A 12,786-nucleotide genomic window follows, 5' to 3' on the forward strand; every position below is an offset into this window, starting at 1 on the left:
TAAAGATGAAAGCATTACGATTATCACTTGTCTTTATCGTTATTTGCGGACTTATTTATCCGCTCGCAGCAACCGGAGTCGCCCAAGTCATTTTTCCAAACAAAGCAAATGGCTCCCTTATCGAAAAAAATGGAGAAGTCGTCGGCTCAAAATGGATTGGTCAAAATTTTGCATCGAATAAGTATTTTCACGGCCGCGTTTCGTCTATCGCTAACAACGCTAGCGCCAGCGGTTCTGAAAACTTAGCTCCGTCCAATCCAGAACTAAAAAAACGCGTGGAAAACAGCATCGCAACACTACAAAAAGAAAACCCAACAATGTCTAGCAGCAATATCCCAGCCGATCTTGTCACTAATTCAGGCTCTGGACTTGATCCCGATATTTCCGTCGCTAGCGCAAAACTACAAGTAGACCGTGTTGCCAAAGCAAACCAGCTCGATACAAAAATCGTTTCAGAACTCGTATCTGATAACACAACGAACCGCTCCCTTGGCATTTTTGGCGAACCACGTGTTAATGTTTTGCAACTGAATTTAGCACTAAACGAACTCATTGATTAAGGAGGTGACACATCGATGTCCGAAGAACAAGATTTTTCATTCCGCCGCAAAACCCCTGAAGAACTTTTAGAAGAAATCGAACGGCTAAAAAAAGGCAAACTAAAAATCTATATTGGCTCTGCGCCTGGCGTTGGGAAAACCTATCGCATGTTGACAGAAGCGCATGAACTTGCGAAAGAAGGCATCGATGTCGTTATCGGCCTTGTCGAAACGCACAACCGGGAAGAAACCGCCGCTATGATTGGCGATTTAGAAATTATTCCGTTAAAAAGCATCGACTACAAAAGCACCACCTTTCACGACCTCGATGTAGAAGCGATTATTGCTCGCAATCCTGACGTGGTTGTCATTGACGAACTCGCCCACAGCAACATTCCAGGCTCCAAGCACGCCAAAAGATTCCAAGACGTACTGGAAATTCTCGACCACCGAATCAACGTGCTATCCGCGGTTAATATTCAACATTTAGAGAGTCTGCACGATGTCATTCAAACAATTACAGGCGTCAAAGTCCGCGAACGCATTCCCGATTATTTGCTGGATGTCGCAAGCGAAGTCATCCTCATCGACATCACCGCCGAAACACTACAAAAACGATTGCGCGAAGGAAAAATTTACGCCAGCAACAAGATTAATCAATCTCTTGAGAATTTCTTTACACAGCGCAACCTTTCCGCGCTCCGAGAACTAGCTTTGCGAGAAGTCGCCGATGACGTAGATGACAAAACCGATAAAGAAGAAGCAAGACGCCAAGCCATCGCCATGAATGAAAAAATCCTCGTTTGCGTCAAAAACGATGACAACGCAGAAAAACTCATCCGTCGCGGCTGGCGTATCTCGAACCGTTTACGAGCCGAACTCTTCATCCTAACAGCAATATCAGGCGATTACAACGAGCTCGATCCCTACACACAGAAAAAATACAACACATGGAAAAAACTCGCCACAGAATTCGGTGCTACTTTTATCATGGAGAAAAAGAATAACCGTAAAATTTTCCATATCATCACAGAAATCGCGAAGAAGCACCACATCACGCAAATCATCCTCGGCCAATCCGTCAAAACCCGCCTAGAAGAACTCACCAAAGGCTCGATTGTCGGCGCGATTATGCGCGAAACCGATGGCATTGATATTCATATCGTCGCCGATTCACGAAAAAATTAGACACAAAAGAAGGAACCTCCACCATCGAGATTCCTTCTTTTTTCATGATATACCATTTAAAATACACGTCACCGTACGTTCAATTTCCGCGTCATCTTCCCAATTCGCTTGAGGCATAATCATAAAACGCGTTATCAAAAAGCCAATTATGTTTGTAATCAATGCCCGCATGATTGTACTATTGGGCATATCATTAATCTCCCCACGTTCCTTATAAAAATTAATAATCCGATCAAACTGCCCCTTCACATGCACCATAAAAATCTTCGAAAACTGTTCTCTCATCTCATCATGATACAACAATTCCTGCATGTAAATCTTCACGACACTACTATTTTCGCGCGCAAATTCAAATCGATTCCGAACTAACGCCATCAAAAATGTCCGAAAATCTGGATATTCCTGCTCAAAAACTTCCGCAACAAAATTCCTAGCTAAAAATGGCGCGACGCTTTCAATCATAATCGGCATCGTAATCGAAGTCAGCAAATCTTTCTTCGTCTTATAATGCCTAAAAATCGTCCCTTCCGCAACACCCGCACGCTTCGCAATCTCACTCGTAGATGTTGCCGCAAATCCGCGTTCTGCAAACAATTCAATCGCCGCCGCAACAATTTTTTTCTGTTTTTCACTCATTTTCTTATCCTGTTCCGCTACCTCTAACATCTGCGTCAGAATATCATTACTATTCCCCATTGCCGCTACTCCTTTCTATATTTTACGATATTTCTTCAATGCAAAAATGTTTAAAATCATAAATACGAGCGCAAATCCTACTAAAATATAGAAATCCGTTGCAAAACCTGCAAAGCCCTCGCCCTTCACCATAATCGATGTCAACGCATCTGCGCCATAATAAAGCGGCATAATATGCGCAATCCACTGCAACCAATCCGCCATTCCTTCTAACGGGAAAATCCCACAGAACAAAACTTGCGGTACAATAACAATCGGAATAAATTGCACAATCTGGAACTCATTATTCGCAAATGTCGATAATAAAATGCCTAGCGTCAAAGCAACCATCGCCAACATCAACGTAATCAATAACACATACCAAATCGAGCCCATCTGCACCATATCAAGCACATGAATCGAATACAATGCCACAATAATCGACTGCGCCAAAGCAAAAATCCCGAAACCGAGTAAATATCCCGTTTCCAATTCCCAGCGCTTAATCGGAGTTGCCATCAAACGCTCCAAAGTCCCCGTTGTCCGCTCGCGCAAGAACGAAATCCCAGCAATCAGGAACACAAAGAAGAATACAAAGAAGCCAATGAAAATCGGTCCAATCGTATCAAAAAACGTCGTATCCGCATCCCCGTATATATAACCCGTCGAAATCGCCAACTGCTGCTGATCTGGAATTTGCAAATTCACCTTCGGAATATCCAATTGCTGACCAGTTTGCGCCGCATATTGTTTCGCCACCGCCGCCAAGGACTGTTGCACCTTTGCCGCTGTTTCCTGCATCGATTCCCCCAACTGTTTCATCGCATCTTTCTGCTCCGCCATCAAAGCCGCCTGCAATTTCATCTGAATTTGCTTACTAACCCCAGGGTCACTATTCTCAAAAGTCAATTGAACATCTGCCCCATCTTGTTTGATAAAAGCATCTAGATCATCTGACTTAATCGTATTTTTCACATTGGAAACAGCATCATACTGCTTGACCTTAATATCCGTGTCCTTCAGTTGCGCCACCATTTCCGATGAAACGCCTTGTACACCGACTTTCGGGTCCACAGCATCTCCATCGAACAAATAATTAATCAGCGTAATCAAAATCAGCGGAGCAATAAACATCAGTGCCAACGTTCGTTTATCCCGTCTAAACTGATTCGCAATCCGTTTCACAATCGCCATGACTCGTATCATGATTGCACACCTCCAAACTGTAAGAAGGCATCTTCTAATTTTCCAGTAGACGTCTTCGCCTCAAGCTCCTGAGGTGTGCCTACTGCGATAATTTTTCCATTACGAACCATCGCTAGCCGGTCACATTTCTCCGCCTCATCCATCACATGCGTCGTCACAAGAATACATTTCCCCTGCTCCTTCAACATATCCAACTCATCCCAAATCGATTTACGCAACTCCGGATCAATTCCGACAGTCGGTTCATCCAAAATCAACACATCCGGGTCTTGCAACATCGAAATCGCAAGCGACAAACGCCGTTTCATCCCGCCCGAAAAATCGCTCACCTGCTTGTTCAACTCACCTTCCAAGTTCACCAATTTCGCTGCATACGCAATCCGTTCCTTGCGCTTAGCCCCCTTCAAAGAATAAAGCGCCGCGAAAAACTCCATGTTCTCCTTCGCCGTCAAATCAATATACAGCGCGTCCGATTGTGCCATATAGCCGATGTTTCCAATAACACCAAGATTCGGCATCCGCTTATCTAAAACCGTCACCTCGCCAGTGTCTCCTTTTTCCATTCCAACAATAACCTTCACAAGCGTCGTTTTCCCAGCACCAGAAGGACCAATCAATCCGAAAATCTCGCCCTTATTCACTTCCAGTCCAATATCCGTCAAAATCTGCTTTTTCCCAAACGATAGCGCAAGATTATCCACCCGAACTGCCACTTCTCCCATTTCAAAAACCCTCCTCCACAAAAATGAGTGATTACTCACTTTCATTGTACAACAAAAAAAATAATTGTAAAGCAATACGCTAATAAGGGCTTAAAAATCCATATAATCATTTAAAATACAACTTTGTGAAAAATGCTTAAACACTGGCAACAAGCGTGCTATAATGGATTTGTCGTCAACCTTCGAGCTCGTTTTTATGGAAGGAGGTGTGTCTGTTGATTCTGATTTTTTCCAGTCTAGTAGCTCCGATTCTTGTAGGAGTGACACTCGTTACTTACAAGTACTGGTTGGAACATCGTAGCAGCCGGACTAAAAATGGACGATAAAAGTTCCAATCACAACGCAATAAAAAAAGCCCCGATGTCTTTGAGCAGCTTCGGGGCTCTTTCGTGTGTCTATCGATTCTTTTTTTCCTTAAAATCATTCTACCATGTTTCTTCTCTCTTTTCAACTCTATTTCTACTTCCTCAAATAAACGTCTGAAATCAGATGATCTGCGCCTTTTTTCAGGATGAGTTGGGCGCGGTATTTGGTTCGCTCGATGTTTTCTTTCAGATTGACACCATTAATTTTCTCCCAGGTATCTAGAGCAAACTTGCGTGCTTCGTCTTCGCTAATTTCTGTATATCGATGAAAATACGAGCTTGTGTCTTGAAAAGCGGTCTCACGCAGCATAAAAAACCGCTCCAAATACCAGCGTTTAATTTGGCTTTCTTCTGCATCAATATAAATAGAGAAGTCAAAGAAGTCACTTGGAAAAACTGCCTGTTCAGGGTCTACTTGTAACACATTAATCCCTTCCACAATCACAATATCCGGCTGATTAATGACACGCGTCTCCTCCAAAATATCGTATGTAAAATGTGAATAAAGCGGTACTTCAATATTCTCTTTATTACTCTTCAAATCATTCAAAAAAGCAACGAAGCGACCTCTATCATAACTTTCCGGAAATCCTTTACGCTCCATCAAGCCTTTTTCTTCCAACACAGCATTTGGGTGTAAGAAGCCATCCGTTGTGATAAGCTCTACCTTGCGTGTTTTAGAAAACCAGCGATCTAGCATGATTTTGAGTACTCGCGCTGTCGTACTTTTACCAACAGCAACGCTTCCTGCAATCCCTATGACAAACGGTGTATGCGTGGCATGGCGCTTTAAATACTCCATCTTCTGACCGTGAATAAACACTTGTTCATGGTAGTGGATAGCTAATAATTTAACGAGTGGTAAATATATTTCAGCAACATCTTCGAGTGAGATGCGATCGTTTAATCCTCTAATATTTTCGAGTTCTTCCGCTGTTAACATCTGGTCTTTACTTACTTCCAGCTTACGCCAATCTTCGCGCGGAAAGTGAAAGTAGGGTGAATAATGATTCATATTCATTTCCATCCTTCTCTAGTTTGTTTTCGTTTTCACACGGTTAAGCATAACGCATCTTCTCCATTTACGCAACAACGTATATTGAGGCAATGTCCATAAATCCAAGACATACCCCAATACGTGTTGTCTGAGCTTAATAGGTGCGGTAGACATACACATCTTTCGGTTTTGGAATTTCGCCGTATTTCTCGACTTTTACAGCAGGAATGTCCATTTTGAAAGGTGCGTAATATTCTTGTGCAATCGTTCCGCTCACTTTCACCCACGTGTCATTAGCAAGGTCGGTCTCCTCATCAGGCATATGTACCAACATCCCGTACACGCCAGAATCTGCCACACAGTGAATAATACCGAACCGGAAAACAAATAAGTTGCCGCCTTTTGTCACGGGATCATTATACACAAAACCAGTAAATTCAATCTGCTTCCCTTCAAATTCGCCAGGATACGTATAAATAATTTCCATTGTCATTAAATAATTCGCATCCGTCACCTTAATCGGATTATCATGAATAATCGCTGCTTTTTCCTTGGCAATCATCTTATCATAATCCGATTTTCCAAAATAACCACTCGTATCTGGCTTCAAAAATTGATTCATCGCGTAAGGATCATCGCCCGCCGCATCATTTTTTGGAAAGTGAAACCCTTTTGCATCGACAATCGTTGAATTAAGCGTTGCAATTGGAAACATAAAACCAGCGATTAGCGGATAAATCAGCAAGCCATAGACTAAAATTTTGCGCCAAAAGGTATTTTCGCCTTCATGTGTATGCCCATTATGCTCGTGGTCGTGCGCCAAATCTTCGTCACGGAAAATCATAATTAGCTGTACCAAACCGAGTAAAAACGCTGCAATCATCGCCGCTAGTGACAAATACGAGTACTTCATGTTGATGTACTTACTAATATCTCCGGTAATATGCAGCTGCATCAAATAGAAGGCGAAACCAAATAGTATAAAAACACGAAACATAAAACGCCCTCCTTCTAGATTAATAATGCATAAATAAACACAGTAACGGTTACACCAATAACAATAAACGCAACAAATTTTGCTTTAAAAGTTGCCATCATCATCATCAAATTTTTAATATCAAGCATTGGGCCGAACACTAAAAATGCGACGATGGATTGTGTAGAAAAAACACTGCGGAATGACGCACCAATAAAAGCATCTGCTTCCGAACAAAGCGATAAGATGAACGCGAGTGCCATCATGAGTAAGATTGACAAGACAGGACCGTGTCCAATAGAAACAAGTGTGGATGTTTTAATATATGTCTGCATTGCCGCCGCAATTAACGCCCCAAACACGAGAAATTTCCCCACAGAGAAAAATTCATCCACCGCGTGTTGCAATGTATGCCAAATTTTAGACTTCATCGGCATCGCTTCTGCTTCATGTTCGTGGTGATGATGCTCATGATGGTGTTCATGTTCGTGGGCTAATGTATGCGCCGAACCTGTTGATATACCAACATCCATTCCCGCAATCGCCATGACTGGTTGTTGTTCTTTCGCCTTCTTTTCGCCAGCAGTTTCATATAACATAAATTTCTCTTTCAAGCCGTTCCCTTTATAAAAATAAGCAATCGCGCAGCCAACGACCATCGCGACGACTAAGCTCCCTGCAACACGTAATAGTGGTATTTCCCACGTACTACCAAACGCGACATACGTTGAAAATAACACCACTGGATTAATAATCGGCGCCGTCAACATAAAAGCGATTCCCGCATGTAATGGCACCCCTTTTGCAATCAAGTTTCGGACGATAGGCACAATCCCGCATTCACACGATGGGAAAAGGACACCAATCACCGAACCAACAATCACCGCTAAAAATCGGTTTTTAGGCATTATCTTAGCAATAAACGCCTCAGAAATAAACATTTGAATGAAGCCTGCAATAAAAACACCAATCAATACAAACGGCAAAGCCTCAATCATAATCGAAATAAAAATCGTATTCATCTGTAAAAATGAATCAGGTAAATGTTGAAACATGTGTTCACTTCCTTGCACTTTAAAGTTTTGCTAAGCTAACTTCTTGATTTTATGCTTCTTTCGCAAGGAAATCAAGTTATAAAAGGGCACATTCTCGCTTAAACCGCAAGAACATGCCCTTTTTTATGATTATTGTAATTTCGAATACGGTTGCGCGTGGAACATCCATACAAGACCGTATTTATCTTTAATAATACCCATTTTGCCGCCCCAGAATTGTTCTTTTAGCGGATCGATAATTTCTACGCCACTCTCTGTTACTTTCTTATAAAGCGAATCGAGCGCTGCAACATCTTCTGCATCTTCTGAGTTGAAATCCAGCATCACGGTTACGCTTGAGGAGAATGGCTCCCCGTCACGAGTGCGGTCACTACAGAAAATCGTGTTTCCAAGTACAACAAATCCACCGTGAATCGTTGTGTTTTCTAGGTTATCCGTTGGAAGTCCCCATTCTTTAGCCATGTTCTCATCCATCGGCATGCGTTGTAATAGCGTTGCACCAAATACATCTTTGTAGTAATCCATTGATTCTTTCGCATTCTCAAAACTTAAATAAGCATAGAACTTTGCCATTTTTTCTCCACCTTTCGAATTGTGCTACATCTGGATTATAGACGATGAAAGGTTTCATTACAATTAATAACTGTAAAAAGTATCCCGATTGGGCGATTTTAATCAAATGGTCTACTTACGATACATCTTAAATTCTAAAAATAACTCATTGTAATACGACAACATTCGCTTACCGAGATTATCATACACTTCCAAGTTCTTCAATTGGTCTAGGTCTGGGTAGAAACGTTTATCAGAAGAAATTTCTTTTGGCAAAAGTTTCACGGCCGCTTCATTCGGCGTCGCATAACCAACATATTCCGCATTTTGCGCCGCATTTTCAGGTTTTAGCATGAAATTGATAAATTTATGCGCCCCATCGACATTTTTAGCAGTCTTCGGAATGACCATATTATCAAACCATAAATTCGAGCCTTCTTTTGGAATCACATATTCTAAATTCTCGTTTTCGCTAAGCATTTCTGCTGCTTCTCCAGAGAAAGTTACCGCCACGCCAGCTTCATCGCCTGCCATCAAAATCTTGATTTCATCGCCAACAATTGCTTTTACGTTCGGCGTCATTTCTTTTAGTTTCATCAAAGCTTCTTGCAGTTCCACCTTGTTCTTACTGTTCAATGAGTAGCCGAGGCTGTTTAGGCCAAGCCCCATCACCTCACGCGCACCATCAATAAGCAAAATTTGATTTTTCAATTCAGGGCGCCATAAATCATTCCAACTCGTAAACGGGATATCTTGAATCATTTTCTTGTTGTAAATAATGCCGAGCGTGCCCCAGAAATATGGCATCGAATACTTATTCCCTTCATCAAAAGACAAATCCATAAAACGCGGATTTAAATATTTCATATTCGGCAACTTCGATTTATCAAGCGGAATCAACAAGTTCTCTTCGCGCATTTTACTGATCGCATAGTCACTCGGAACAGCAATGTCAAACGTTGTCCCGCCTTGTTCGATTTTTGTCATCATCGCTTCATTCGAGTCAAACGTTTGATAAATGACTTTAATGCCAGACTCTTTTTCGAATTTTTTCAGTAAGGCAGGGTCCACGTAATCACCCCAATTATAGATTGTTAGCGTGTTCCCGCCAGAATAACCTTCCGACTTGTTCAATGAAAACGCGAGCACCATCATCAGCACCGCTGCAATAATAACCACACCAAAAACACGAACTAATTGCTTCATTTTGGCGGCACCTCCAATCCTTGCGTGCCCTTCGCGTTCCGTTTGTTAATGAAGTAATAACCAATAACAAGCACGATTGTGAATAGGAATAGCAACGTCGACAAGGCATTAATCGAAAGCGAAATCCCTTGGCGCGCCCGCGAGTAAATCTCAACAGACAGTGTTGTAAAGCCATTCCCCGTTACAAAAAATGTCACCGCAAAATCATCCAGTGAATACGTCAGCGCCATGAAAAAGCCAGCAAAAACGCCAGGCGCAATGTACGGCAAAATCACTTTGCTAAGCACGTTCCATTGGCTAGCACCTAAATCACGCGCTGCATCAATCAATGTTGGGCTCATCTCTTGTAATTTCGGCAATACCATCAAGACAACAATCGGAATACTAAACGCAATATGCGAAACAAGTACCGAAATAAAGCCTAATTTCACACCTAAAATCGTGAAGAAAATCAAAAATGATGCCCCAATAACAACATCTGGACTTACAATTAAAACATTGTTCAAACTAAGCAAGGAGTTTTTCGTGAATGGCCGCGGCATGTAGCGAATCGCAAGCGCACCAAGCACCCCGAAAATCGTCGCAATCACTGATGAAAGCAAAGCGACCACAAACGTATTCAACACAATGATTAACAATCGCGTATCCTGAAAAACCTCTTTATAATAATCTAGCGTAAAACCACTGAAATGGCTCATTTTCCCGCCAGCATTAAAGGAATAAAACATCAAATAAAAGATTGGTGCATACAAAACAATGAATACGACGGCTAAATAAAGTTTGCCCCATTTGTTTCCTTTTTTCATTTCGCCGCCCCTTTCCGTTTCGCGCCAGAAACAAACATAATAATAATCATCGCGATGATTAGGAATACACCGATTGTCGCGCCCATTCCCCAGTCTTGCGTCACTAAGAAATGTTCTTCAATCGCGGTCCCAAGCGTAATAACGCGGTTTCCAGCAATTAACCTAGTAATCATGAATAGCGAAAGCGCAGGAATAAACACCGCTTGGCAACCCGCTTTCACGCCATCCAGCGTAATCGGGAACACGACACGCCAGAACGTTGTCCAACGAGAAGCTCCCAAGTCTTGCGCCGCATTCGTTAACGATGGACTCATCTCCTCCAACGCATTAAAAATCGGCAAAATCATAAATGGAATAAAAATATACGTCGATACAAACAAGAAACTAAAATCCGTAAACAAAATCTGCTTCGTACCAACACCAATAAATCTCAAAAACTGATTCGCCGTCCCGTAAGTCCCGAAAATCCCCATAAACGCATAGGCTTTGAGCAACAAATTAATCCATGTCGGCAAAATAATCAGTAGCAACCACAGCTGCTTATGCTTTAATTTCGTCAAAACAAGCGCCGTCGGATACGAAATCAGTAACGTAAATAACATAATTAAAAACGCATACCAAAACGAACTCAGCGTCATTTTTAAATAAACTGGCGTGAAAAAATCAACATAATTCGAAAACGTTAAATTCCCGTCAATATCAAAAAACGAGTAATACACAATTAACAAAATCGGTGCGATAACAAATAATAAAATCCAGATGGCATAAGGAACAAGGTAGAATGTACGCGCTCGCTTTGTCATCGCTTACGCCTCTTCATAACTTTCCAGACGCGCATCGAACTCTTCTTCTGTCTCGCCAAGGCGCATGACGTGAATCGCCTCAGGATCGAATGCTAAGCCTAATTTTTCACCGATTTTTGCTTTTTTCGTAGAATGAACCAGCCACTCGTTGCCATCTTCATCAATACAACCAATTTCGTAATGCACCCCGCGGAACAAGACCCAGTCGACTGTGACACGCAAATTGCCTTTTTCTTCGGTCGTAATTTCCAAATCCTCAGGGCGAATAATCACTTCCACAACCTCATTCGGGTTGAAACCTTGGTCGACACATTCAAAACGACGCTCCACAAATTCCACTTCGAAATCTTGAATCATCTTCCCAGAAACAATGTTCGACTCTCCAATAAAGTCCGCCACAAAGCGATTAATCGGCTCATCGTAAATATCAATCGGCGTTCCACTTTGCTGAATCTCGCCTTTATTCAAAACAAAAATCTCATCACTCATCGCAAGCGCTTCTTCCTGATCATGCGTCACAAAAATAAACGTAATACCAAGTCGGCGCTGCAAATCACGCAATTCATACTGCATTTCCGTACGCAATTTCAAATCCAGTGCAGACAACGGCTCATCCAGCAAAATAACTTCCGGCTCATTCACAATCGCGCGAGCAATCGCCACACGTTGACGCTGACCACCAGACATCTCCGTAATCTCCCGTTTTTCATAACCAGCTAAGTTCACAAAACGCAAGGCTTCCACGACTTTTTGCTGAATCACGTCTTTCTTCATTTTCTTAATACGCAAGCCAAAAGCCACGTTTTCAAAGACATTCAAATGCGGAAATAACGCATAATCCTGAAAAACCGTGTTTACAGGTCGCTTGTTCGCTGGAATTTCATTAATGACCTTATCGTTTAGAAAAATCTTGCCATCACTCGCCTCTAAAAAACCAGCAATCAGGCGCAAAATCGTCGTTTTACCACAACCAGAAGGTCCGAGTAACGTATAAAATTTCCCTTTTTCAATCTCAAAACTAACATTATCAAGTACCGGTGGGTCATTATCGAACTGCTTTGTTACATTTTCAAAGCGAATAATTGTTTCTGCCATCCGTGTTTCCTCCTTACAAATACGAATCCGTCGCAACCAGAATTACGGTCGCCGGCGTGTCTTCTTCATTACAAATTTGATGTTCATCCGAAGCATGGAAATAAATCGCTTCCCCTTGTTTTGCAGTATATGTTTTTTTACCTAATTTAATCGTTACTTTGCCTTCTAATACATAGGCGAATGTTTCTGAAAGTGAGGGCTCGAACTGCTTGAATGCCCCTTTGGCAAACAATGTGACATAGACCGGTTCCATTTCTTTCTCGTTAGACTCTGGAACAAGCCACTTTACTTGATACCCTTTTTCCTCATCTTCAAAAAAAGTATGCTCCGTTTCGTCGTACACCACTTTTTGTTCCTGCTCTTCTTCATCGAAAAATTCCTTCGGTGTACAGCCAAGCACTTCTAAAATGTCAAATAACGTTTCAATGGAAGGCGAGCTTAAATCGCGCTCTAATTGCGATATGTAGCCCTTCGTCAAGTCCGTTCGTTCCCCAAGCTCTTCTTGCGTCAAATTCTTACTAAGTCGTAAATTCTTAATCCGCTTCCCTATATCCATAGTCGCAACCTTCCTGTTAGTTTAGTAGAAGTAAACTCTAAGTCA

General features: G+C 41.9%; 15 protein-coding genes. 3 read left to right on the top strand and 12 right to left on the bottom strand.

What is annotated here, in order from left to right; all coding sequences use genetic code 11:
• The first annotated feature begins 5 nt into the window (after nt 1-5).
• On the top strand, nt 6-560 hold the full coding sequence (gene kdpC / locus EP57_RS09325) for a potassium-transporting ATPase subunit KdpC (protein WP_036086041.1): 555 nt from the start codon (nt 6-8) through the stop codon (nt 558-560).
• A 15-nt stretch (nt 561-575) separates the two neighbouring features.
• Nucleotides 576-1,727, top strand: coding sequence for a KdpD-like non-kinase potassium sensor (gene kdpDN / locus EP57_RS09330; RefSeq protein ID WP_036086042.1), 1,152 nt, complete (start codon nt 576-578; stop codon nt 1,725-1,727).
• 42 nt (nt 1,728-1,769) lie between these two features.
• Here the strand turns inward: kdpDN and EP57_RS09335 are convergent, their stop codons facing one another.
• From EP57_RS09335 to EP57_RS09345, 3 genes are read right to left on the bottom strand one after another with little or no spacing between them, the layout of a single operon-like run.
• Nucleotides 1,770-2,423, bottom strand: coding sequence for a TetR/AcrR family transcriptional regulator (locus EP57_RS09335; protein ID WP_036086044.1), 654 nt, complete (start codon nt 2,421-2,423; stop codon nt 1,770-1,772).
• 15 nt (nt 2,424-2,438) lie between these two features.
• Nucleotides 2,439-3,605 carry an ABC transporter permease gene (locus EP57_RS09340; protein WP_036086219.1) on the bottom strand — a complete coding sequence of 389 codons (1,167 nt, stop codon included), beginning with the start codon at nt 3,603-3,605 and terminating at the stop codon, nt 2,439-2,441.
• Complete coding sequence (locus tag EP57_RS09345; RefSeq protein ID WP_036086045.1) at nt 3,605-4,330, bottom strand: ABC transporter ATP-binding protein; 726 nt, start codon at nt 4,328-4,330, stop codon at nt 3,605-3,607. The genes EP57_RS09340 and EP57_RS09345 overlap by 1 nt, the downstream gene beginning before the upstream one ends.
• A 206-nt stretch (nt 4,331-4,536) precedes the next feature.
• On the opposite strand from EP57_RS09345, the gene EP57_RS17360 reads away from it, so the two are divergent.
• Nucleotides 4,537-4,656, top strand: a complete 120-nt coding sequence (locus EP57_RS17360; protein WP_368656532.1) for a type I toxin-antitoxin system Fst family toxin — start codon at nt 4,537-4,539, stop codon at nt 4,654-4,656.
• 133 nt (nt 4,657-4,789) lie between these two features.
• Here the strand turns inward: EP57_RS17360 and coaA are convergent, their stop codons facing one another.
• From coaA to EP57_RS09390, 9 genes are all read right to left on the bottom strand, one after another.
• Nucleotides 4,790-5,710: a type I pantothenate kinase gene (coaA, locus tag EP57_RS09350; RefSeq protein WP_036086221.1), complete on the bottom strand. Its 921-nt coding sequence runs from the start codon at nt 5,708-5,710 to the stop codon at nt 4,790-4,792.
• A 136-nt stretch (nt 5,711-5,846) separates the two neighbouring features.
• Nucleotides 5,847-6,689 carry a TIGR03943 family putative permease subunit gene (locus tag EP57_RS09355; RefSeq protein WP_036086047.1) on the bottom strand — a complete coding sequence of 281 codons (843 nt, stop codon included), beginning with the start codon at nt 6,687-6,689 and terminating at the stop codon, nt 5,847-5,849.
• A 14-nt stretch (nt 6,690-6,703) separates the two neighbouring features.
• Nucleotides 6,704-7,723, bottom strand: coding sequence for a permease (locus EP57_RS09360; protein WP_036086050.1), 1,020 nt, complete (start codon nt 7,721-7,723; stop codon nt 6,704-6,706).
• Nucleotides 7,724-7,852: 129 nt separating this feature from the next.
• Nucleotides 7,853-8,296: a VOC family protein gene (locus EP57_RS09365; RefSeq protein ID WP_036086052.1), complete on the bottom strand. Its 444-nt coding sequence runs from the start codon at nt 8,294-8,296 to the stop codon at nt 7,853-7,855.
• A gap of 111 nt (nt 8,297-8,407) precedes the next feature.
• A complete protein-coding gene (locus EP57_RS09370; protein ID WP_036086053.1) occupies nt 8,408-9,481 on the bottom strand; it encodes an ABC transporter substrate-binding protein in 1,074 nt (357 codons plus the stop codon).
• Nucleotides 9,478-10,287, bottom strand: coding sequence for an ABC transporter permease (locus EP57_RS09375; protein WP_036086055.1), 810 nt, complete (start codon nt 10,285-10,287; stop codon nt 9,478-9,480). The genes EP57_RS09370 and EP57_RS09375 overlap by 4 nt, the downstream gene beginning before the upstream one ends.
• Entirely contained in the window at nt 10,284-11,090 is an 807-nt protein-coding gene (locus EP57_RS09380; RefSeq protein ID WP_036086056.1) for an ABC transporter permease, read from the bottom strand. Before EP57_RS09380 ends, EP57_RS09375 begins: the two co-directional genes overlap by 4 nt.
• Before the next feature lie 3 nt (nt 11,091-11,093).
• The gene (locus EP57_RS09385; RefSeq protein WP_036086058.1) at nt 11,094-12,185 is read right to left on the bottom strand and encodes an ABC transporter ATP-binding protein; all 1,092 of its coding nucleotides are present in this window, start codon (nt 12,183-12,185) and stop codon (nt 11,094-11,096) included.
• Nucleotides 12,186-12,198: 13 nt separating this feature from the next.
• Complete coding sequence (locus tag EP57_RS09390) at nt 12,199-12,741, bottom strand: helix-turn-helix domain-containing protein (RefSeq protein WP_036086059.1); 543 nt, start codon at nt 12,739-12,741, stop codon at nt 12,199-12,201.
• Between the last annotated feature and the right edge of the window lie 45 nt (nt 12,742-12,786).

Source organism: Listeria booriae (assembly GCF_000766865.1).
In the GTDB taxonomy this organism is placed as follows: Bacteria; Bacillota; Bacilli; order Lactobacillales; family Listeriaceae; genus Listeria_A; species Listeria_A booriae.